Origin of the sequence: Nostoc sp. NMS8 (assembly GCF_017115045.1) — a bacterium.
Classification (GTDB): Bacteria; Cyanobacteriota; Cyanobacteriia; order Cyanobacteriales; family Nostocaceae; genus Nostoc.
The window spans coordinates 17,782-41,041 of record NZ_JABXKK010000064.1 but is presented as its reverse complement, the minus strand read 5'-3'; the positions used below and the strand labels follow the sequence as shown (position 1 = coordinate 41,041).

15 protein-coding genes are annotated in these 23,260 nt (G+C 41.5%); 2 read left to right on the top strand and 13 right to left on the bottom strand.

Annotated elements, in window-relative coordinates; all coding sequences use genetic code 11:
- Window positions 1-97: 97 nt before the first annotated feature.
- The 13 genes from trpA to scyA all read right to left on the bottom strand — a co-directional run bounded on the left by trpA (window position 98) and on the right by scyA (window position 17,983).
- Window positions 98-931: a tryptophan synthase subunit alpha gene (gene trpA / locus HWQ39_RS11830; protein WP_292844520.1), complete on the bottom strand. Its 834-nt coding sequence runs from the start codon at window positions 929-931 to the stop codon at window positions 98-100.
- A 420-nt stretch (window positions 932-1,351) separates the two neighbouring features.
- Window positions 1,352-2,305 (bottom strand): zinc-binding dehydrogenase, encoded by a 954-nt coding sequence (locus HWQ39_RS11825; RefSeq protein WP_292844517.1) that lies wholly within the window; start codon window positions 2,303-2,305, stop codon window positions 1,352-1,354.
- 92 nt (window positions 2,306-2,397) lie between these two features.
- Window positions 2,398-3,231, bottom strand: a complete 834-nt coding sequence (trpC, locus tag HWQ39_RS11820) for an indole-3-glycerol phosphate synthase TrpC (protein ID WP_292844514.1) — start codon at window positions 3,229-3,231, stop codon at window positions 2,398-2,400.
- Window positions 3,232-3,324: 93 nt separating this feature from the next.
- Entirely contained in the window at window positions 3,325-5,529 is a 2,205-nt protein-coding gene (locus HWQ39_RS11815; protein ID WP_292844512.1) for an anthranilate synthase, read from the bottom strand.
- A gap of 342 nt (window positions 5,530-5,871) precedes the next feature.
- A complete protein-coding gene (locus HWQ39_RS11810; protein ID WP_292844509.1) occupies window positions 5,872-7,068 on the bottom strand; it encodes a 3-dehydroquinate synthase in 1,197 nt (398 codons plus the stop codon).
- A gap of 53 nt (window positions 7,069-7,121) precedes the next feature.
- Window positions 7,122-8,180 carry a bifunctional chorismate mutase/prephenate dehydrogenase gene (tyrA, locus tag HWQ39_RS11805; RefSeq protein WP_292844506.1) on the bottom strand — a complete coding sequence of 353 codons (1,059 nt, stop codon included), beginning with the start codon at window positions 8,178-8,180 and terminating at the stop codon, window positions 7,122-7,124.
- A gap of 18 nt (window positions 8,181-8,198) precedes the next feature.
- Window positions 8,199-9,488 carry a glycosyltransferase family 4 protein gene (locus HWQ39_RS11800; protein WP_292844503.1) on the bottom strand — a complete coding sequence of 430 codons (1,290 nt, stop codon included), beginning with the start codon at window positions 9,486-9,488 and terminating at the stop codon, window positions 8,199-8,201.
- A 110-nt stretch (window positions 9,489-9,598) separates the two neighbouring features.
- The gene (gene scyF / locus HWQ39_RS11795; RefSeq protein WP_292844501.1) at window positions 9,599-10,795 is read right to left on the bottom strand and encodes a scytonemin biosynthesis PEP-CTERM protein ScyF; all 1,197 of its coding nucleotides are present in this window, start codon (window positions 10,793-10,795) and stop codon (window positions 9,599-9,601) included.
- A 175-nt stretch (window positions 10,796-10,970) separates the two neighbouring features.
- A complete protein-coding gene (locus HWQ39_RS11790) occupies window positions 10,971-12,344 on the bottom strand; it encodes a ScyD/ScyE family protein (RefSeq protein WP_292844499.1) in 1,374 nt (457 codons plus the stop codon).
- Between the two features lie 65 nt (window positions 12,345-12,409).
- A complete protein-coding gene (locus HWQ39_RS11785; RefSeq protein ID WP_292844497.1) occupies window positions 12,410-13,666 on the bottom strand; it encodes a ScyD/ScyE family protein in 1,257 nt (418 codons plus the stop codon).
- Between the two features lie 74 nt (window positions 13,667-13,740).
- Window positions 13,741-14,709: a scytonemin biosynthesis cyclase/decarboxylase ScyC gene (scyC, locus tag HWQ39_RS11780; RefSeq protein WP_292844494.1), complete on the bottom strand. Its 969-nt coding sequence runs from the start codon at window positions 14,707-14,709 to the stop codon at window positions 13,741-13,743.
- A gap of 25 nt (window positions 14,710-14,734) precedes the next feature.
- Complete coding sequence (gene scyB / locus HWQ39_RS11775) at window positions 14,735-15,796, bottom strand: tryptophan dehydrogenase ScyB (RefSeq protein ID WP_292844491.1); 1,062 nt, start codon at window positions 15,794-15,796, stop codon at window positions 14,735-14,737.
- Window positions 15,797-16,102: 306 nt separating this feature from the next.
- Complete coding sequence (scyA, locus tag HWQ39_RS11770) at window positions 16,103-17,983, bottom strand: scytonemin biosynthesis protein ScyA (protein WP_292844488.1); 1,881 nt, start codon at window positions 17,981-17,983, stop codon at window positions 16,103-16,105.
- A gap of 1,732 nt (window positions 17,984-19,715) precedes the next feature.
- Here scyA and HWQ39_RS11765 point away from each other — a divergent pair.
- Together HWQ39_RS11765 and HWQ39_RS11760 are read left to right on the top strand one after the other, a co-directional pair.
- Window positions 19,716-21,689 (top strand): scytonemin biosynthesis sensor histidine kinase, encoded by a 1,974-nt coding sequence (locus tag HWQ39_RS11765; RefSeq protein ID WP_292844485.1) that lies wholly within the window; start codon window positions 19,716-19,718, stop codon window positions 21,687-21,689.
- 310 nt (window positions 21,690-21,999) lie between these two features.
- Window positions 22,000-22,866: a response regulator gene (locus tag HWQ39_RS11760; RefSeq protein WP_292844482.1), complete on the top strand. Its 867-nt coding sequence runs from the start codon at window positions 22,000-22,002 to the stop codon at window positions 22,864-22,866.
- Window positions 22,867-23,260: the final 394 nt, after the last annotated feature.

Here is a 23,260-nt window from a genome sequence, read left to right as displayed (position 1 = left end):
AAAGGGGAGGGAACTAGATTTCTGTTTCCCCCCTTTACAAGGGGGGATTAAGGGGGGTAATTCGACTTGTGTATACACCCTAAGTCTGCGGATGGATTTATCTCACTTCTTGAAGAGATGGACTTTCGCGCCGACTTTCTGTAATTGCTGCTTTCAACTCCTGACAAAATTCTTCTACGGCTTGCAATCCTTCTGTTGGACTACCTTCAGCTAAACGTTTGACAAAGGCACTACCAACAATCACTGCGTCTGCTCCCCATTCCATTACTTGATGTGCTTGTTTTGGTTCTGAGATGCCAAAACCAACGCCAATCGGTTTATTGGTGACGCTTCGTAACTCAGTAATTAAATGCTCTACGCGGTTTTGGATTTGAGCGCGGATACCTGTAACGCCTGTAACGCTCACCAGGTAGATAAAACCTTGAGATTGACGAGTGATCGCAACAATTCTATCTTGAGAACTGGTAGGAGCTACGAGCAAAATTACTTCAATTCCGAAAGAGGTAGCAGTCTGGATTAATTCTTCTGCCTCTTCTAAGGGTAAATCTGGCACTACCAACCCTTGCACCCCAGCAGCAGCAATTTGCCCCAAAAACGACTTAATACCTCGGTACAAAATGGGATTGTAGTAAGTAAATAGAATTATCGGCGCTTTGAGGCTAGGAATCACTATATGCAACATCTCTAGCACTTGCTCTAATTTCGTGCCTTTTTGCAAAGCGCGGGTTGCTGCTGCTTGAATCACAGGCCCATCTGCCAGAGGATCGGAGTAGGGAATGCCTAACTCGATAAAGTCAGCACCGTTGCGATCTAAGATACGTAAAGCCTTGGCAGTGGTTTCTAAGTCAGGATCGCCTGCTGTGATAAAGGGAATTAAAGCACACTGTTGGCGATCGCGTAAAGTTTGAAAGGAATCGGAGATAGAAGTCATGCTGAAAAATAGTTAATGATTAGTTAATAGTTTTGGAATAATTAAGACTTAGCAATTAGCGATATCCACGCTAGATTTTTTGTCATTGAGTCTTTGATACTCGTGAATGAGTCTTTTATTTCCGTTAACGAGTTTTTTAGCTCCGTGAATGAGTCTTTTAGCTCCGTTAACGAGTCTTTAATCCTCGTGAATGAGTCTTTGATCCTCGTTAACGAGTCTTTTAGCTCCGTTAACGAGTCTTTGATACTCGTGAATGAGGCTTTTATCTCCGTTAACGAGTCTTTTAGCTCCGTGAATGAGGCTTTTAGCTCCGTTAACGAGTCTTTGATCCTCATTTTTTTAAGTTTGGGGTTTGAGTTATAGTTAATGCTTTACGGCAAGGCAGAAACTAATAATGATTGATAAACCCTAAACGTTGATTCATACAACCTGTACAACAATCTTGCCGCGTACATCCTCACCGCCTTCTTCAAAGGTTTTATGCGCTTGGGCTACCTGATGAAGTGAAAAAGTCTTACTGACAACAGGTTTAATATGACCCCGTTCAATTAGGTTTCTTAAGGCATCAAGCTTGGGGCGGGTCTGGTCTAAGTGTGTAAAGTGGACAGTAATATTTTTGAAAATAGCGATATTCAAGTCACCTTCAACCCCCGTGACAGTAACAGCGCGACCCTCAGCTTTTGTGACTACCAAATTTTTGGCTAAAATGTCACCGCTAACAGTAGTAAAAGTTACATCAACTCCTTGACCGCCTGTTTCCTGCATAATGATCTTAATGAAGTCTTCATTGCGGTAATCGATCGCTCTGTCTGCGCCGATGGACTTGACAAAATCGGTATCATAACCGCCGCAGGTTGTGTAAACGTAAGCGCCTGCCGCTTTAGCTATTTGAATGGCGAATGTGCCGACACCGCCTCCACCACCATGAATCAACACAGTTTCACCGACTTTGATATTTGCTCTAGTGATGAGTGCAGCCCATGCTGTACCCCCTGCCACAGGTACGCTAGCAGCTTCTAAATGAGATATATTTGTGGGCTTTTTGGCAACATTTGATTCATTTGCGACATGATACTCCGCATTAGCACCGCCACCTTCTTCATGTGCAATTGCATAATAAACTTCGTCACCCACCTGAAAATCTTTAACATTTTCACCAACTGCCTCAACGACACCTGAAACATCAAAGCCTAGAATTGCAGGCAGTTTGACCCTTGGGCCGAACATTCCTTGGCGCACCCCGCAGTCGGCTGGGTTCACTGAGGTGGCATAAACCTTGACTAAAACTTCGTTGTTTTTTGGTGTCGGTTTATCGACTTCAGTTTCTACAAAGACTTCTGGACTTCCGAAGTTTGCGATCGCCATTGCTTTCATACAATTACCTCAAAGGACAATGGGGGGCAGGGAGCAGGGGGCAGGGAGCAGGGGGCAGGGGGAGAGATAAAAGCTTAATCTAAGGTATTGGGTTAGGGAGGATCGATTGTTAGCAAAGTACGGACAGCTTGTTCTACATCGCTTTGTTTAACTAAAGACTCTCCAATCAAAACTGCACGCGCACCAGCTTCAGCGACAAGAGATAAATCAGCAGGTGTGTACAGTCCAGACTCGCTGACGACGGTGATATCTAAGCTTTGTAATTGTTGTTGACGCTCTGCTAAAAGTTGATGGGTTGCTCTTAAATCAAGAGTAAAATCTTCTAAATTGCGATTGTTGATTCCTACTAAACTTAAGTTGTCAAGCTTTAGTACTCGATCCAGTTCAGCTAAGGTATGGACTTCTACCAGTGCAGTCATGCCTAAATCATGAATTACTTGCAAAAAATCCTGGAGTTCTCGATCTGATAAAATAGCCGCAATTAACAAGACTGCATCTGCACCTGCTGTTCGTGCTAAATAAATTTGATAACGATCGATAATGAACTCCTTGCACAGTAGGGGTAATGCTACTTTTAATCGCACACTCCGCAGATTTTCAAAACTGCCCTGAAAGAACTTTTGGTCAGTCAGGACTGATAAACAAGCTGCACCGCCTCGTTCATAAGCTTGAGCGATCGCTACTGGATCAAAATCTGCGCGGATAACCCCACGGCTAGGTGATGCCTTTTTTACTTCAGCAATTAAGCTCGGTTGGTTAGAATTTTCCTGCAAAGCAGTCAAGAAATTTCGCACAGTCGGGGCTGTATTTAACTGTTGTCGCAAGGAGGCTAAAGGCAATTCTTGCTGCATTTTTGCAACTTCTTGCTTTTTATGCGACACAATGTCTTCAAGAATATGGCGGGAAGTGACAACTTGATTAGTCATAAGCTTTTAGGTAGTAGGGACAGGGAAAGCAGGGGAGCAGGGGAGCAGGGGAAAATAATTAATAACCAATGCCCAATGCCCCATGTTCAATGACTAATGACCAATGACTAATGACTCTTTAACTTGCGTATATGCACGCACCACATTTTTAATTATTTCCAAACCGACTTCTTTGCCTAAAGTCATGATTGATTCTGGATGAAACTGAACGGCGGCGATGGGAAGTGTCTGATGTTCAATGCCCATAATTACGTTGTCATCAGAAATTGCTGTTACTTTCAGTTCTTTTGGCAAACTTTGCGGTAGGGCAAATAATGAGTGATATCTACCGACTGCAAAGGACTCGGGTAAGTTTTTGAAGGTGACAGAATTGGAATCGGTGACGAAAATCCGTGAAGATTTCCCATGTTGAGGATAGTTGAGAACTCCTAATTCGCCATCAAAAGCTTCGACGATGCCTTGCAGTCCTAAACAAACTCCGAAAATAGGAATTTGGCGATGCAGAAGAGCGCCGACAGTTTCGGGAACCCCAAAATCACTTGGTCTACCAGGGCCAGGAGATAATACAACTAAGTCAGGGCGTTCTGTATCGAATAGCGATTCCGAGAAACCATGACGCAGTGTAGTGACGCTTGCACCAGTTTGGCGAATGTAATTGGCTAGGGTATGAACAAATGAGTCTTCGTAATCTATTAATAAGATACGTTTGCCAGCTGCCGCACTTGGGAGGAGTTTAGTTAATTTTAAAGAAATTGATTCATCAATTTTCTGACTCGTTTGTTTCACACGCCGAATCGTTTCAAATAAAGCGGCGGCTTTGGTAATTGTTTCTTGTTCTTCTGCTTGCGGTATGGAGTCATAAAGGACAGTAGCGCCAACTCGCACTTCAGCGATGCAGTCTTTTAATCGAATTGTCCGCAGAATTAAGCCAGTATTTAAATTCCCGTTGAAATTTAAATAGCCGACTGCTCCACCATACCAACGTCGGGCGCTCTTTTCGTGCCGTTCAATAAAATCTATTGCGGCTTTTTTGGGTGCGCCGGTGACTGTAACTGCCCATGTATGCGACAGAAAGGCATCTAAAGCATCAAATTGCGATCGCAGTATCCCTTCAACATGATCTACTGTATGTATTAGGTGGCTGTATAATTCAATTTGGCGACGACCAATCACTTGTACTGAACCAGGTTCGCAGATTCGGGATTTGTCATTGCGATCGACATCAGTACACATCGTCAATTCAGCTTCATCTTTGTGAGAGTTGAGTAAATGACGAATTTGCACCGCATCATCAAGAGCATCTTGTCCTCGGCTAATAGTGCCACTAATAGGACAAGTTTCTACCCGCCTACCCTCAACCCGCACAAACATTTCTGGAGATGCACCAATTAGATATTCTCCACCTAAATTAAAAATAAACCCATAAGGACTAGGATTTATTTCCTTTAAGGTGTTAAATAGTTTGCTGGGTTGGTCTTCATAGCCCTCAAAAAAGTTTTGACTAGGAACAACTTCAAATAAATCGCCTCTGCGGAAATAATCGAGTGCAACCTCAACTTTTTTCGCATATTCGCCAATTTTATGGTCAGCAGTTTGATTTGGTAAAAGATGTTTGCCGCGATAATCTACAGACTCACCTGTTCTCGGAAGATTGTTGGTGTTGCCGTGCGCTGTTTCAAAATCATATTGTAGACGAAATGCACGTTGCTGATAGTAGTCAACAACAATCAATTCATCTGGCAAATAAAGCACCAAATCACGCTGATCTGTAGGACGTTCCAGATGTTGGGTAATTGGTTCAAACTGAAAAACTAAGTCATAACCAAACGCCCCATACAAGCCTAAATGCTCGTCTTCTTGACTAGAGAAAGTATCTAAGACTTCGCGGACAACGGTAAATGATGAAGGCTGTTTACTGCGTTCTTCTTCAGTAAAGAGCTTTTTTGTCGGTTTAACAAAACCTACAATCTTTTTATGCTCTTGGGTGACTTTCTCAAGTTGTTCTGACTGGGATAGGCGCTCTAAAAAGAATGGTAAAAGTACTTGACCGCGTTCATTCAACGCTATCAAAGTGAAAACATTCTCCCGTGTAGTCAACTCTAATGGTGGATTGACAAAACCGATCGCCCATCTTTTGTATCTGCCTGGATATTCATAGCTACTCCTTAGCAACCCTCCACGCTGAGAATTTAAATGGAACAGAATATCATCGAGGGCAGTGTCCATCTTAACTTCGCTGATAGAGCGAGAAACACTTACACCGCCAAGGGTTTGGTAGGAACATGAATCAAAAGCCATGAGTAATTTCTCTAGAATATTTGTTAGTCAACCATTAATCATTATTAGTAGTTATTTTCAAACCTAGAACAGACTTAGATAATTGTCTATCAATCTAAGTCAACATATTCTTTTTAAAAATGTAATCAAAAACTTTTTGCTTCTTATTTAAGAATACTAGATATCAAGCAGATAATACATTGAATAATTTTTCGATTTAGTGTCAATTTATTCGCTTTTTATACTGCTTTCTTAATACATTTACTAATAAACTTATTTAAAAAATTCGCCTCCCCCAAAAGTAGTAAACTACATCATAAAACCTCAGCGAACCTCCGCGCTTCCCTCAGCGTTCCTCTGCGTTTAAAATTCCATTCTCACTTCCCGCAATAGCGATATTGCTTGCCGATATAACAACAAATTCACCTCATGAACCTCAATTCTTTTTCCAATCGCTTTTAATAGCGTCAAAGTCAACTCTCCCCCCAAATGTTCGCGGAATTCAGTCAAACCCCGAAACAAACAATGAGGATCTTCCAATTGTGATAATTTATTAGCTAATTCTGGCACATACAACGTGAAACCCAACGCCGATAAAGTCTTTAATATCCGTTGCCACTCCGAACAATCCAGCAATCCTGCTAAATAAGAATAAGTGCTATCCAAAGCAATACCGATTGCAACTGCTTCGCCATGACGCAAGCGATAATTTGTCAAATGCTCCAGTTTATGAGCCGCCCAATGTCCAAAATCTAGGGGACGAGACGAACCCATTTCAAAAGGATCGCCGCCATTGGCGATATGTTCTAGATGCAACTGGGCGCAACGATAGATAACTTGTTGCATAGTATCCATATCTCGCCGCTTCAGGGCTGCGGTGTGAGAGTGGATAAAATCAAAAAAGCTAGCATCCTTAATCAGCGCCACTTTGACTGCTTCTGCGATTCCAGAACGCCAATCGCGATCGTCTAGAGTTGTCAAGAACGCAGAGTCATTTATAACTGCATAAGGTGGCGCAAATGTGCCGAGAAAGTTCTTTTTACCAAAAGCATTAATGCCGTTTTTTACGCCAACCCCAGAATCATTTTGCGCTAACACCGTCGTCGGAATCCGAATTAGGCGAATTCCCCGATGAGCAGTTGCGGCTGCATATCCTACCAAATCCAACACCGCCCCGCCACCGATCGCTAATATGTAAGAGTGGCGACATAATCTGGCTGCTTCAATTTGTTGCTGGATTTGCTCTACTAAAGTGCGATCGTTTTTGGCAGCTTCTCCTCCCGAAATTATCATGGGTTCAGCTGCGATCGCTAGTACCTCTGCATAAAACTTGGTATACGCAACTAATTGCTTCACCAATTCCGGTTGATACTGCAATATTCCTGCATCTACCACTGCAACTAATTTCTTCGGCTTTGTTTCCTCATCCGCAGCAATCACTTGCGCTAGCGTCGGGTTTTTCAACTCAAATAAATTTTGAGTAAAGTAAACCTCGTAGTTGAAAGTAACTGCAACCCGTTGATGAATTAATCTACTTTTTTGCTTGATGTCGACTACCATATTTTTGCTTTTGAAAGACTAATATTTGTGTATATCTGTGGTTGAAAATCTCGTTAAATAGCCGCTTTAGTAGTTGTGTTTAAAGGCTGTATAAAAGTATTGATTTTATTTTGAAAAAAGCTTTGACCATTTTCAAATTCCTGAATTAATGCGTCTCTATCTTTCCTCGCCACTAGTCTCGCCAACCGACTGTAAGTATCAGCTAAAAAGCTAATTGCATCACACCTTTCCTCTGTAGCTAGCATAATATCCACACATAAATGAGGATTTTGGGAAAATAAACGTTTAACAATGTCAATTTCTTGACGATAATTAGGAGTTGACATTGTTAAACTTTGCTCTATATCGATTCTTGCTTGTGTCAAAAAAACGCCAAGACTAAATCTACAGAAATGCTGCGTTGCTTGAACAATCACCATCATCCGATCGTGTTCTTCAGGCGTGGAAACAATTAACTCTCCACCTTGACTTTTAATCAAGTCTAATAGCCATTGAAATGAATCATCGTTCCGACCTGGACATACCACCACTTTTTGTCCCAAGAACGATTTGATATTTGGCCCAAACATTGGGTGTAAGCCCATAACTGGGCCGGAATGGTGTTCGAGCATTGCTTGAGTTGGCTGTGCTTTAATACTCGTAATGTCACACAAAGCGGTATTTGGAGCAAGGTATTTAGCCGCGCGCTTGATAACATCAACCGTATGCTCAATGGGAACACTTACTAATACTAATTCTGCTTGATTCAACAGTTGATCTGCGTAATCCCAATCTTCGGGTTCGAGAACACTAACATTGTTACCTACTAACGAAAGTTGCTCTTTAAAAAATCTTCCCATTCTGCCACATCCACCGATGATTGTAATTTGTCGGGGGCTGACATGATTTGTTATATATTTAGGAATCAAAGTCGCATGACAACTCTTCAGCACACCCGCCCAAACAGACTCAGGAATACCAGCTTGAGCGAGTAGGGGAGCCACATCAGCCAGTTGTTCATCTAAAGAAGGTTGTTCTGAAGCTGCTAATAATGATATGCGATCGCTCAGTAAGGCGATCAAGCGTTGGTCAGTTTTTTTCAGATGATCTGAATAAGAGGATTTCAAAGGCATTTTTCCAGTCCCCAATTTTCAAATATCAACAAGTGATTCCTTAGAACTCAATTCAGGCAATATATCCAAAGCTGTTGCTCTTTTGGCAATCATATTAGAAAATAACTCTTCATACCGATTTAGTGCTTGCTCAAAAGAATAGTTTTCTACCGCAAACTTTCTTCCTTCACGCCCTAATTTTGCTGCTAATTCTGGCTGATTATATAAATCCAATACCGCAGTGGCCAAAGCATCTGCTGACTCTGGCTTAACGATAATACCGCCGCCACTTTCTCGAATAGCTTTCGCAGCAGTCCCAACTGCGGGAACTGAAGCCACAATTGGGCGACCACTGGCTAACAATAGTGGTATTTTAGAAGGCATATTGAAGGAAATCACATTGCACTTTTGGACAATCAACCCAATATCGGCAGCAGCTAACATTTGCGGTAGTTTTTCTCGCGGTTGCAATGGCAAAAGCAAAACGTTATCTGCACCACAAGTAAGACAATGTTTTTGCAGCCTTTCGAGGGCTTGGGATTCGCCAGCGATGACAAAGACAATTTCTTTTAGATGACGCAAGCGAACTGCTGCTTCTATAACTGTCTCCAAACCTTGGGTGAGAGCAATATTACCTGAATAAAGGACTACAAATTTATCATCGAGTTGATGGGTAGCTCTCCAAGAGTTATTCTGCTTTGGTAAAGGGCGAATAAAATTTAGATTTACCCAATTTGGAATGCAAGCAATTTTATTAACAGGTACATCTTTATTGATTAAATTATCTACAAAGCCATCGGCAATGACGCTAATAGTATGTGCAGTTCGGTAGGCAAATTTCTCTAAAGCTTCCAGAGCGAGAATCATCAACTTATTTTTAATTAGCCCAATACGCACAGCAGCTTCCGGGAGGATATCTTGCACATTCAGCACGACTGGGCAGTTATATAACCAACTTATTAAGGTTGCAGGTAAACAAACTAGTAACGGCGGCACTGTTAAGAGAATTAAATCAGGTCGCTCGCCCCTAAGAGCTTGTGGCAAACTTGTAAAGACAAAGCTCAACTCTAACAGTAGCCGATCTACAAGGTTAGGTTTAGACTTAATCCGCAGGTAACTACGTTGAATGGTGACACCATTTATTTGTTCAGTAACGTATAACTTACCCTGATAGCGATCGTAAATTTGACGCTGAGGATAGTTAGGCATACCTGTGATTACCCGCACTTGATGCCCTCGCTTCACCAGCCCTTCTGCTAGTTCAGTCATCAAAGGTGCAATACCAATTGGTTCTGGATGATAGTTATATGAATAAATCAGAATGTGCATTAACCCTTAATGTCCTGAAGGTTTGTAGTAAGCACTTTAGTGCTTAGAAAATAAGGACTAAAGTCCTTACTACGAACTTGCTTACCTATCAATTTCAACTTGACAGACTACTAGCACTGTTTTTGCAGTTCCTTTTCTAAACTGAAGACTGGCTTTTGTTGCCCACGTTTCCGCAATGTGACGGTAGCAGCCCCAAATCCAAGCAATATTAAACCCAATCCTGAACTAGGTTCCGGCACTTGCCTTCTGCCTTCTACGTTTAACACTTGGATGCGACCTTGGAAGAAATCGCCCACATAAAGCTTGCCATCTTTGTAGCTTGTGCCACCCGTCCAGTTAAATCTGCCTGGTGTGAGGTCAAGGGGGTCGCCAAAAGGAGGACCAGTTAATGCTGGAGGCGGGACTGGGTTGCCTGATGCGTCGCGGGCATTTTCACCGTAGGAAGTCAAGAAGTTACCGTTTTTATCAAATACCTGAACGCGGCTATTGATAGAATCAGCTACATAAACATTCTCTTCCTCATCCACTTCGATGCCAATTGGCTGAAGAAGCTGTCCAAGTCCGCTACCTGCTGAACCAAATGTGTACAGAGGGTTACCATTTGGATCGAGTACTTGAACGCGGTTGTTATACTGGTCAGCTACATAGATATTTCCACTAACTGGGGAAATTCTTGTACCGGCTACACCTTGGAATTGCCCAAGTTCAGTGCCAACAGTGCCACCAATGACACCAATTTGCTGCCCGTCTGGTGTGAATTTAAGGATTCTTTCGCCGTTAAAATCACCAATGTACACGTTGCCAGCTTTGTCAAATGTCACACCAGATGGCCCAAAGAACAATCTACCTTCTATGAGAGGGGTAAATTGTCCATTTGCAAAGGATCTAATAAAGTTACCCTGAGAATCGTATTGATTGATGCGGTTGTTGTAAACATCACCTGCATACAAATCCCCTGTTACGGGATTAAAGTCTACAGTTGTTGGCTCGTCAAACTGTCCGGGCCCTGTGCCGCCGGAGCCAATTGCTCCAATATACTGACCGCTGGGACTAAATTTTTCAATTTTGTTACCGAGGTTGTAGTTAGGAGTACCATCTGGGTTAACACCTCGTCCGTTAGCTATGAGGGTATTCCCTTGGCTATCTACCGTTATGCCTTGGGGAACAAACAGTTGCCCAGGGCCGAAGCCAGGACTACCAATACTTCTGTCGTAAGTTAATGTTATGGCTTTGGCTTGCGCTGCTGCTGCCAACACCATAAATCCAGTACCGAGAATGCCGATTGAGAAATTTTTGACTAATCCCATGAATTTTAAGTCCTGGTTGTATGAGTTATACTCGTTCCTAGACTAATTTCGTTCCCAGTCCTAGTTTGGGAACTCTGAAATTTGGGCTGCTGCCTCTTGTCTGAAATGCAACTTTCTCTGTGAGGCAGCAGCCTATTCTGTAAGCATTCCCTGACAAAGCTAAGGTTTTGAGGAATTAGATAGTTTCTGCTTTAACTAGCAATTCACCCAACTTTTCTTGGCGTTTGCGCTTGCCGTTAGCAGCAGTTGCGCCTACACCAGCGAGTGCTAATAAGCCGACTAAGGAACCAGGTTCGGGGACTTTTTCTGCAACAAGACCATCCACCCGAACAACCTCCCCTAGTCTTGGGCCGACACCGCGATTGGTAATATAAATCTTGCCGTCAGGGCCAATATCAATTCCATCAGCCGAATCTAGCCCTTGACCTGCTGCAACAAGTGTTGTGCGAGTGCCGTCACGAGCAACTTGGATCAGAGAACCAGGTAGATTTGTGATGTCACCCCCTAACTGGGACTTGTCGCTAAACTGTAAAACCAGCAAATTGCCATTCTCATCAAAGGTTAAGTCGGTGATGTGCGTAAAGCCATCTAGAAAAACTTCTGGTTTTTGATCTTCGCCAATGCGGAAGATCCGCGATTTACCATCTGGATAAGGAAAACCCGTATATTCACCAACGTATAAAGCTCCATCGGGGCCAATTGTGCCACCTGTAGGTACTGATTGAATTGCTACTTTGTTCCCTGGAAGCTCTTCTAATAGCCCAGGAGGTAGTTGTAATCCTGGTGGCAAATCTGACTTACTAATGATTTTTTTAGGAATTGCGATCGCCTCTGACTTGCTTCCGTCAAGTTTAATTTTGTAAGCAGTGTTCCCACCCCCATCAACAACATAAGCACTATCACCACTAACAGTCAGGTCATAGGGATTGGTAACTACATCCCCACCGTCTGGATTTTTGGTGATTTCATTCTTGGCAAAGTCAAAAATACTGGTGAGAGATCCCGTATTCAAGTCAACTTTGAACAGTTGTGCTAAAAGCGGGGTATTCAAAACTTTATCAGGTGTTGATGGCGGGAAAGTAGCAAGTTGCTGCGGTGGGAGCGGGGATTGGGAACCAAGGTTAAGTGTTGCTAGATCGCGGTTTCCTGGATAACCAGCAAAGCCTGTCAGAAGATAAGCGTTCCCTTGAGAATCGAATTGTATGTCTTCAATACCAGCGCCTTGGTTGCCAGTAGGTTGTTCTGCAAGAGACTGAAAGTTATTAAGTAGACGCTGTTTGGTGCCGTTTGGTGAAACTTTAACCAGTGAACTAGTATTACCAGCACAGATCGGCTGAAATAGAGTACTTGGAGATGGTTGACAATTTCCATTACCTCCGATACCTGGCTCGGCTACGTAGAGACTCCCGTCAGGGCCAAAGCTAACACCCCGTGCATTACTGATTCCATCGACAACTGTCGTTAGCGTTGCAGCTTTTACAGATGGTGTTCCACAAATAGCAGCAAAACAAAACGTTAGAGATGTAAGGGCAAATGACTTGAGTTTCATACCTTTGGAGATTGAGAATTAAATAATTTGTTTGGGGAAATTTTCTTCAGAAACCCTTGTGAATTTCAGAATTCACAAGGGTTTTTCTTTTTGTGCAACCAAGCAATGCCCAAAGCACCGATCGCTAATACGCCGAAAGCAGAATCAGGTTCAGGAATAGACTTGATATTTTCAATTCTGAGAACTTGTCCAAGCCCTGGGCGATCGCCTCGGTTTGTAACGTATACTGCACCATCAGCACCAATAGTCAGGGCGCTAGGTGACTCTAATCCATTGCCACTCAAAAGAGTTGTGCGTGTGCCATCGGGAGCTATTTTGATGACAGAACCATCAAAATTACTCTTCCAGGCTGACTGATTGGCGTACTGCAAAGCATACAAATTGCCCTCAGTATCAAATTGCAAGTCTGTGAGTTGGGTAAAACCATCTGCATATATTGTTGACTTGCCATCAGCACCAACTCGATAGATTTTTGCCCCACCTTCTGGGAAAGGAAAACCAGTAAATTGGCTGATGTAATAAGCACCATCAGGCCCTTTTGCCACACTTGAGGGTACTGCTTGGGTTGGAAACTGCGATCGCACCTCTTCACCAATAGACGGCACTTGTCCAGGTTCATTGGATGGTGTACCTGAAGGTGGAAAGACGGGATTAGTTAATATGTCTTGGGGAAACGCAACTATCGCCTGTAAATTCTTACCATCAGTATTAACACTGAGTAAATCGTTTGCACCTGCATCAACTGCAACTAACTTATTGCCATTTATGATAAAACCCAAAGGATTGCTACCGACATCACCACCATCAGGATTGTTGACGAGTTCATAGTTAGCTAAATCAGCAACACTCGTCCAGGAATTGGTATTAAAGTCGGGAGCAATGATTTTACCGAGGTCAGTGTAACCTAAATTGTGATCGCGAAAGGTTGGATTAGCCCCATACCCAATCAGAACGTAAGGTTTACCTTTAGCATCAAATTGGATGTCACGAGGCCCACTGGCTCCAGTTCCATCTGGTAATGCTAAAGAAGGAAGTCCTGTAAGTATCCGCTTAGTCTTACCATTCTCAATTTTGGTAACTGCACCACTTGTGCCATAGCATAAAGAATCGCCTTGACCACTTGCTGGTGGAACACAAGCGCCATTTCCCCCGATTCCTGCCTCTGTAACATAGAGATTACCATCAGGGCCAAAGCTCAGACCACCGGCATTATATAGACCGTCGGCGATTACCGAAAATGATGCAGCTGAGGCAGCTTTCATTCCCGAAAAAGCGGCAACACAAAAAGTTAAAAAGGTAATAGTAAGTTGTTTTAATTTCATGTGTTGCAGAGAATTGAGGTAGGAATTTTAAACGCAGAGGGACGCTGAGGGAAGCGCAGAGGAACGCTGAGGTTTTAGTTAGTAACTAATGATTCTTGAATTTTTGGTAGATAGCTCATTCCCCGATCAAATGATTTGAGGTTGCCAGCTTTGGCTTCGAGTAAACGTTTGATATTCATGCTCTCAGCGCCAAAGTCTTCAATTTGAAGTTTGCCGTGGGTAACAGTTCCATCTGTTTTCCAGAATGTGATTCGATGCAGAATAAAACCAGAAGCTTCTTGATCTGCAAAAGCATAGGCAGTTGGGATAAGTAACGCTACAGAACGCTGATAATATTCGTAGTCTGGATAAAAGTGTTCTTGTTCAAGTAAGTAGTATTTACTCAAGCTATGCAGCCGTACAGAAACTTTTACCTTCTGGTCATATTCATCTTTGAATTCCCCTGATTCAACACCTATCTCGCCATTTGGTCGCAGTAAATGCGCCCATTCATCTATATTTTGTAAATCTTTTAAGTATTCAATGCCAATTTCAATTGGAGCGTCAACATAGATAGTGTCAGTATCGATAAAGTGGCTCCCTTTAGCTGCTGCGGTCAGACCAGCCTTGCGTTCCAAATTACCTTTGAGAGAACGACATTCGGAAGTGTGTACTGTATGAATTCCCTGCATAATCATCTGAGTCTGCCGTTTGGGATCGACAAAGCTCAACCAATGAAAGTACACACCTTTTTCATCTGTTCCCGGCTCGATGTAGTCTGTAGGAAACAGCAAAACAGGGTAAACCTGAAAATATTTCTGATACTCTAATCCACAATGCCACTCAATACCATAGAAAAGCGGATTTTCTAATTTTTTAACATGATAATAAAGATTTTTGTGATAACCGGATGCAGTTCCGAGCCAGGTATCTTCATCAATTTGCTCTTTCATCCGGCTGTAAAGCGTCCATTCATCTAAATTCTTTAAACTACAAAGGTAGTCAAAAGCGTTTTCTGGTGAAGTAGCAATATAAGCTGATGTTGCAAAAGTATTTCTTTCCACTTTTTACTCCTGAAGATAATAACAATTAAGCGGCGATCGCTTGAGTTTTGTTCTGCTTACTATTGTTGATTCTGTCTTCTGCTAATCGTCTAGCAGCATCGTTAGTAGTAACTCCCTGGGCTTTAGCAATATCAAAAATTGCTAATAATGTGTCATAAATGTTATGCACTTGTTTGAAAGCTTTTTGTTCGTCATAACCAATCATTTCGTTGTAAACATTAATTAGCCCTCCAGCATTAATTACATAATCAGGACTGTAAAGAATCCCTTTTTTGGCAAGCATTTGACTATGTAGTTGCTCATTATCCAATTGATTATTAGCTGCACCAGCAATAATCGAAGCTTGCAGAAAAGGAATTGTATGACTATTAAGAATTCCTCCTAAGGCGCAAGGAGAAAAAATATCTACGTCAAGAGCGTAAATTTCGCTTGGTTCAACAACGGTTGCCCCAAAAAGTCGTTTTATCTCTTCCGCTTTTGTTGGATCTACATCGCTAACAAAAAGTTGGACATCATGCTCATGTAAATGCCGACAGAGATTTTTACCGACATTTCCTAAGCCTTGAACTGCAACTTTCATGCCATCAAGTCTTTTGCTCTGCCAACGAGATTCTACAGCAGCTTTAATTCCTAGAAAAACTCCTAGTGATGTTATGGGAGCAGGCCCACCAGATTTTTCTGATACTCCAACAACATATTGAGTTTCTTGACTAATTGTCCGCACATCGTCAGGGGTAATATTAACATCTTGTCCGGTAATAAAACGCCCATTCAAGCTATCAACAAAACGTCCGTAAGCTCTCAATAGCTCATCTGTTTTATTTTCAGGATTAGCGATAATGACTGCTTTACCGCCACCAGCCGGAATATTTGCACAGGCAGCTTTATATGTCATACCCCGACTTAGACGAAGTGCATCTTTTAAAGCAGCTTCTTCATTGACATAAGGCATGAGTCTCGTAGCTCCCATTGCTGGGCCCAAGGTCGTATCATGGATGGCAATAATTGCCTTAATTTCAGGATTTTTACCATGACAAAAGAGAACTTGTTCGTGACCCATTTCTCTAACAGTTTCAAATAGCAGCATTTTCACCTCTCGATATTGTTTGGACTTGGTTAGAGAAAGTAATGACCATTACAAAATGTAAAGATATAGACATAAAAACACTCCCGAAGATTAAGATAGGATGAAGTTAGAAAAAACTTGGTGTTCAAAAAATCGAAAATTTGAAATTCCAGTTTCCTGGGTATGGTTTTTGGCTGGAATAAAGTTTTTGTCATCATCTAAATTCATCCTTTGCTGAATAGACGAATCCAAACAGCGTTGTAAATTCCGCTTTCTTGGAGTGTTTTAATGTCTATAAAAATTGAATGAGATTGCAAGCTTTTAAAGTCAAATCATTGGAAATGAAACTTGCTTGGCTGGATTTTTAGCCGAACTTGATTTGACTCCTTGTGCAGCCAAACTCTTATTACGTCCACCAGAGGGTGCTGGTCGATCGGCGTCAATCACGACATCGATCAGAAAGGGAACATTTGATGCGATCGCTTGTTCTAATGCTGGTTCAATATCCGACTCTCTGACGACTACGATCGCTTCTGCTCCCATTCCACGAGCAATCATGGCGAAGTTTGTGGGTGGAAGTGTTGCATCTGCACCTTTTAATCCCAAGATTTTCATCCCTTGATGGCACATGTTGTAACGCGCATCGTTGAGTACAATCCAGATTGCAGGAATTTTGTATTTCACGGCTGTGCTGATTTCGTTATTCATTAGCATTGCCCCATCGCCAACAATACTTACAGCTTTGCTATTGTTCGCCAGCGCTGCACCCAACACTCCAGTAACAGCGTGACCCATTGCGCCGACTCCGGTGCTGACTCGGTAACGATTGGCTTCGGCAAATTGCAGTAGATGAGTTGACCAAGTAAAGGAGTTACCGCACTCTGCCATGACTACCGCATTGCTACCCTCAACAACGATCTTTTGAATTGCTGCCATCAATACTTCTGGCCGCACTGGATAATCTACGTCTGGTGCAGGTTCAATTGCTTTATGTTCTGGACGAGGTAAGGACATTGTGGAATGAGGAGCATCTGGTAATTGCTGCAACAACTCTTTCACAAAAGCTTTGATGTCAGAGCGAACTCCGAAAGTTTCAATGTGGGGATAGGCTACTCCTGGTACTTCTGGATCAATATCGACATGGACAAAACCTCCTTTTGGAACTAGCGCCGAACTCCAAAAGGAGGTCGGTTCACCAAGGCGAGTTCCTAATACGAGTGTACGTAGTGGAGGTTGTTCTTCCATATAAGTTAAGACGGAAGTGTGACCGCCTAAACCTGTGACTCCCACAAATTGGGGATGATCTTCAGGGAAGATACCTTTACCACGTGGTGAACAGATGACGGCTGCTCCGGTTTTTTCAGCGAGTTGGCGGATTTCGGCTGCTGCATCACGCGCACCGAAACCAACCCAGATAGCAAAGGGGCCAGATGATAATAACTCTACAGATTTAGCGATCGCTTCTTTAGAAGCAGTCATTGGAAACGGAGAAACATCTAGTTGGGGTAAGGCTATATCCTCAACTAAACTTGTTTGCACAGCTGTGGGAATGCTCAAATGGGCAACAAATCCGCCTGGTTGCGCCATCGCTAATGCAAGTTTACGAAAAATCTGTGGTAGTTGAGCCGCAGATTCAATAGTGGTTGCATAGTTGAACAGCGCTCCTGAGGTAAAAATCCCTCCACTTGGCAAGGTATAAGTGCTGGTTTCTTGAATTGCCCAACGTCCACGCTGCGGTGCTGAGGTGCAAGCTGATAGTAAAATTACCTTAGCACCTTCACCACGAGCCGCAAATAATCCGGTGATGGCGTTGGTGATCCCCGGCCCTGCTGTGGTAAAAACTACAGTGGGGCGATTATTAGCAAAGTAAGCTTCGGTAGCTGCAAATGCGGCTCCAGCTTCATGGCGGAAGTTCAACACCTCTATAGTGCTATTGGATAGCGCACCCCAAAGGCTGGCCATTGCACCACCTGCGACACCAAAAGCGTAGCTTACTCCCAAATTTTCCAACATTTGAGCGATCGCATCGGCAACTGAGAGCGTTGGGGTTGTTTGATCGTTTAAAAAAGGCTGAATTCCCCCATTATTCTCCGATTCATCAACCTTGCGGGAGTCAGACACAGATTCTACATATCTGTTCTCTGAAAGTTCCTTGTATGGCTCAGTGGTGATGGGAGGAGAGTTTGAACCAGTATAGTTTTGACTCATTGGTTTCACGTAATTACAGAAAGTTACACAAAGGCTTTTAATTTACAATCGCAGCGCGACAAATATTTAATACAAACAACTCTGTTGTTTACTACAGCTATGACCTAGCTTGGGCAATAGTAGAAATGGTTGATCGCTGCTGATTGATGCTCGTGAGCGCAGTACCAAAAAATTTTTACCAAAAGTATACAACAGTTGGATCTGTGCTTCTTGTGATCAGAATAAAGTAGACCAAGACCGTTGTGCAATCAAAAATCTTTCGATGTAGGTGTCAAATTTTTCGCTTCTATGGTGATGACTACAGTACTTAACTAAATTAGCGGGGAAAAACTAAATGATGTAAAGGTGTATAAAGTAGCAACTAACCTGAACTCAAACACGTCTCAGAATCTTTGCAAAACTTAATATAGATAACTTTAATAACACCGATGCCTGCGGCGGGCTACGCCTACTATTTACTGAAACGCCTGGGGAGGTTCTTAGTTTGTGATGATCGCTATGATGAAAACCTAATTTGCAATAAAAAATCTTTTGATTTGGGTGTCAATTCTTTCGCTTTGGTCGTGATTATGACATTTGCAACTTAGTCACTCTGAAAGATGATATTTTGAGAACGCAGAAAGCGGTACATTGCCAAATTTGCAATAGAAAATCTTTTGATCTAGTTGTCAATTCTTTTGTTTTAGAACTTATACAAGTTTTTATCCGAATTAAAGCATGAGCCGATTTAGCGGTCTTTATATTGTCACCAAAAACTCTTTAGGTCAATTATTTGTAACGAAAAAGACATCATTTATTAATTTTTTATATTTCTTTTGAGAGATGACTAAGCGTTGACTACGTAATTACTTGATAAAATATATTTTTTTGACATAGAATTAAATTCTATGTACTTAGTATAACTTCGTGTTTGTTTATGATAAAACAAACACGAAGTTATACATAAGCAGATTCGTATAATTTCGGTATTATTGTACTTCTTAGGACAGATGTTTAATCATATTCTTATATAGTTAGATACATCAGAGAGTAAGTTAAGATAAATTAAGCAAAAATGAGTGAAATTTGTTCATTTAAGCCAGGTCTAGCATTGCACATCACGTTTATGTTGAAAATCAAACGACTCTACACTAGTACAGCATGGCGTAAATGCAACTACCATCTTAATTAACCAGACAGATAGGCGCAATCTATGAATTGTCTCTACTTAAGCAACTGGTTAAAGGTAGGCCAACTTCTGCCACAGTGTACTAGTAGTTCGCTAAAGTCCTTGGCGAAGGAAAAGTTAAAGGATAAAGATTTTTATCCTTTAACTTTTCCCAGTCGAAACCCAGCAATTTTAGGTTGGTGAACCATTCAGTTAGTTTTGGTGCAGGGCTAATTGAAATTTAAAATGTTTTTTCGACTTACTTAGATAACAGTTATTAACTCTTATCTAATAAGGTTTATTGACTAATCTGAATTGGATTTGTCTAAATTTTGTGCTGCTATCAAAAGCTCTTTAAATCGATAGGCAATTTTTTAAACATTTAGATTTTTTTGAGAAAATTTGGTTCAATAATTTACGTTTTACTGTATGATAAGTTTTGTTAAGCTAATTGGTAACATTTGTTAATTTACTAGCTAATTTGATTTTTTAACAGCCAAAGAATGCACCAAATATTTTAGTAATTTATGACTGTTAACTCATCAATGCCTATGGTGCTGATTGATTACTAGGGGAAGTAGGAATATGAATTCTGGCGAATATACACTAGCTATATCAAACAATCAATGGGCACTACAACCAGAAATAGAGATGAAGTTTGCTCATTTCCTGATAAATCACGCTGTAGATGCTGCCTTTTGTTTAGGAGCAAACGCGCAATTTCTTTACGTCAACGATGCCACTTGTCTGATGACTGAGTATTCCCGTGAGGAATTACTTTCCATGAGGCTACATGATATAGATATAGACTTTTCTCTACACAATTGGTCAGATATTAGCTCACGGAGTTCCTTTACCTTTAAATCTCGCTATCAGACAAAAGGAAGTCGGATATTTCTTGTAGAAATATCTATGAACCATGTCAAACACCAATATATGGAATTTAGCTGTGTCTTTGCCCGTGAAAAAACTGATGAAATAGTAGAATTGAGTGTACAGAACTGGACTGATGAATTAAGGGATACCAAAGACAATTTACAACAGGAATTTTCTCAATTCAAGGCAAAAGAAGTAGAACTAGAAACATCTCTTTCTTTGCTTCGTTCTACTCTCGAATCTACTGCCATTGGTGTTGTTGCAGTTAACTTTGAGGGAGATATTCTGAGCTTGAATCAGAAATTTGTGGATATGTGGCAGATCCCAGAGTCATTAATATTATCTAAGAAATGTCCTCGATGCAAAGCATTTTTTGAGAACCAACTTAAAGATCCACAAGCTTTTAGTCGCCTGATTTGGGAAGTGTCTAGCCAGTCTGATTTTGAGAGCTACGACATTCTAGAGTTAAAAGATGGGAGAGTTTTTGCACACTACTCTAAACCTCAGTTGCTTGAGGGCAAAATTATTGGGAGAGTGTGGAGTATTTGGGATATTACTGAATCCAAACAGACTGAAGAAGCATTACGATTAAATGCAACTAGATTTCGGACTTTAGCAGAAACAATACATACCAGCACTTTTCTGATTCAAGGCACGCGGCTTTGCTATATAAATCCGGCAGTAGAGCAACTCACTGGCTACACAAAAGAGGAACTGCTAACAGGTTTTGATATTCACCGACTGATTAAGAGCAAAAAACGCAGGCAGGTACGTAAGCCGAATCAAGCAGCTAACTTTGAATACCAGGAGATGAATATTTTGACGAAAAACGGTACAGAGCGCTGGCTAGCCTGTGCGGTTGCCAAACTTGATGGAGGACTGGATTTTGGTGGAAAACCAGTAGAAATGATTGCAGGCATCGATATTACCGATTACAAATATGCAGAATTAGGTCTTAACCAAGCTTTAGAACAAGCCAAACAACTTAGCGAACTTAGAGCGCGTTTTCTTTCTATGGTTTGCCATCAATTCCGAACTCCGTTGAATATTGTTTCATTTTCTAATAGTTTATTAAAAGAAGAAGTAGACAAACGTACACAGAAGAAAATCCAACCATTACTAGATCACATTCAAAAAGCTACCGAACAACTAAGCCTGATGTTGGATGATATTTTGTTCTTCTCTAAGGCAGAAGCAGCAAAATTAAACTTTGAGCCAAAACCGCTTGAGTTAGTTCAGTTTTGTCAGAATTTAGTTGCACAAATGCAGATGAGTGTTAGCCAAAACCCAATCAATTTTGTAACTCAAGATAACTCTCTAACAGCCTATACAGATAAAAAATTGTTAGAGCCTATTTTGAAGAATTTGCTTGATAATGCTATTAAGTATTCTCGCCCAAATATTGGAATTGATTTTGAAGTATCTTGCGAAAATGAAAAATTAATTTTCAAAGTACAAGATAAGGGTATTGGTATTTCAGTAGTAGATCAACAACGAATATTTGAGCCATTTTACCGTGGTAGTAACATCGATCATATACCTGGTACTGGACTAGGATTATCGATTCTTAAAACTCTTGTAGATTTACATCATGGTCAAGTTTCTGTAGAAAGTGAAGTTGGTGTAGGCACTAAGTTTACTGTAATGCTGCCATTAATGAAATCAGAGTTTACTTGTTCCTAGTTATGAGTGTCGAAATGAAGCATAGTTGTTAATTAAAAACTTAACAATCATAACTCTCAGAACGAGGTAATTAATTTCATGCCTATTTAGGGGTTGTTTGAAAAGTCCTCTTCTTGGTAGCAGAACGTTCTAGATCCCCCTAAATCCCCCTTTTTAAGGGGGACTTTAACTCCGGTTCCCCCTTAAAAAGGGGGGTTAGGGGGGATCTAAAAGTACGTAAAGTCACAGCGAAATACTTTTCAAAGAACCTCTTAGATACTGACCAAAGAGTGTAGTAATTAGCTTCTGTAAACAATTATAGTAATGGAAAATGATGTCCGAATCGTCAAAGAAAATTCTCGTTATTGAAGATGATAGCGTTACCCGCAATCTTTATTTAAAGGGTCTTGAGGCTAAAGGTTTTGATATCATAGGCGCTCAAAACGGTCGTATTGGTATCCAACAAGCACAAAAGGATATACCCGACTTAGTGATTTGCGATATTACAATGCCCGACATGGATGGTTATAGCGTTTTAAATACGCTACGCCAAGATCCTGTGACAGCAATTATTCCTTTCATTTTTTTGACTGGCAGTAGCACCAGAGCAGATGTTCGCAAAGCTATGGAATTGGGAGCAGATGACTATCTTACCAAACCCTCGACACTAGATGAATTGCTCAGAGCGATCGCTACTCGCTTGGAAAAGCAAGCTACTCTTCAATACTGGTGTTCTATGAATTTCGAGAAAGCTCCAAAATCAGCATTTATAGATGATACTACAGCGATCGCGGAAGGTGTGGCCGTAGCGTCTGATAGAGAAGCCAACATTCCTTCTAAGTCAATTTTTCCCTCCATTCCCCAATTGAAGGAAGTTTTTGACTTTATCGAAGCCTATTATCATCAAGGGATTACTTTGTGTGATGTAGCTCTTGCTGTTGGTTACTCACCTGCTTACTTAACTAATCGAGTAGCAAGGCAGACAGGAGAGACTGTAAACTGTTGGATTGTCAAACGCCGAATGGCGGGAGCGCGTTTTTTACTCCAAAATAATAATCAGACAGTCGAAAAGATAGCGAAAGCATTGGGCTATCAGGATGTGTCTCATTTCTCTCGTCAGTTTCGCCAACATCACGGTTTACCTCCTCAAGCTTGGCGCAAAGAGCATCAGCTGGGATTGCAAGAACAGGTGGAATGATAAAAGTGCAGGGCGAACGCATCTTACAATACCTTCGCTAATTTACGAGGGTTCAACGCCTGTGGAAAGGGGATGGATACGTCCCAAAGAAGTGATTTTACCTTGATTATTAATCTTTAATATTTAGATGCGTTGCCCTACCCCTTTAGGGAAAGGTTATCGCTCATCGGAATAATTTAAATGTTTCTAAGTAAGTCGGTGAGAAAAATTCAATGTATATCAAGAAATATAAATTAGCTGTAGGGTGTGTTAGAGGTTGTTTGAAAAGTGTTTCGCTGTGACTTTAGGCACTTTAGATCCCCCCTAACCCCCCTTTTGAAGGGGGGAACCGGAATCAAAGTCCCCCTTTTGAAGGGGGAACCGGAATCAAAGTCCCCCTTTTGAAGGGGGATTT

What these genes read in the sequence shown, in the direction of transcription:
- trpA (WP_292844520.1), bottom strand. Translation starts at nt 931, where the DNA reads ATGACTTCTATCTCCGATTCCTTTCAAACTTTACGCGATCGCCAACAG.
- HWQ39_RS11825 (WP_292844517.1), bottom strand. Translation starts at nt 2,305, where the DNA reads ATGAAAGCAATGGCGATCGCAAACTTCGGAAGTCCAGAAGTCTTTGTA.
- trpC (WP_292844514.1), bottom strand. Translation starts at nt 3,231, where the DNA reads ATGACTAATCAAGTTGTCACTTCCCGCCATATTCTTGAAGACATTGTG.
- HWQ39_RS11815 (WP_292844512.1), bottom strand. Translation starts at nt 5,529, where the DNA reads ATGGCTTTTGATTCATGTTCCTACCAAACCCTTGGCGGTGTAAGTGTT.
- HWQ39_RS11810 (WP_292844509.1), bottom strand. Translation starts at nt 7,068, where the DNA reads ATGGTAGTCGACATCAAGCAAAAAAGTAGATTAATTCATCAACGGGTT.
- tyrA (WP_292844506.1), bottom strand. Translation starts at nt 8,180, where the DNA reads ATGCCTTTGAAATCCTCTTATTCAGATCATCTGAAAAAAACTGACCAA.
- HWQ39_RS11800 (WP_292844503.1), bottom strand. Translation starts at nt 9,488, where the DNA reads ATGCACATTCTGATTTATTCATATAACTATCATCCAGAACCAATTGGT.
- scyF (WP_292844501.1), bottom strand. Translation starts at nt 10,795, where the DNA reads ATGGGATTAGTCAAAAATTTCTCAATCGGCATTCTCGGTACTGGATTT.
- HWQ39_RS11790 (WP_292844499.1), bottom strand. Translation starts at nt 12,344, where the DNA reads ATGAAACTCAAGTCATTTGCCCTTACATCTCTAACGTTTTGTTTTGCT.
- HWQ39_RS11785 (WP_292844497.1), bottom strand. Translation starts at nt 13,666, where the DNA reads ATGAAATTAAAACAACTTACTATTACCTTTTTAACTTTTTGTGTTGCC.
- scyB (WP_292844491.1), bottom strand. Translation starts at nt 15,796, where the DNA reads ATGCTGCTATTTGAAACTGTTAGAGAAATGGGTCACGAACAAGTTCTC.
- scyA (WP_292844488.1), bottom strand. Translation starts at nt 17,983, where the DNA reads ATGAGTCAAAACTATACTGGTTCAAACTCTCCTCCCATCACCACTGAG.
- HWQ39_RS11765 (WP_292844485.1), top strand. Translation starts at nt 19,716, where the DNA reads ATGAATTCTGGCGAATATACACTAGCTATATCAAACAATCAATGGGCA.
- HWQ39_RS11760 (WP_292844482.1), top strand. Translation starts at nt 22,000, where the DNA reads ATGATGTCCGAATCGTCAAAGAAAATTCTCGTTATTGAAGATGATAGC.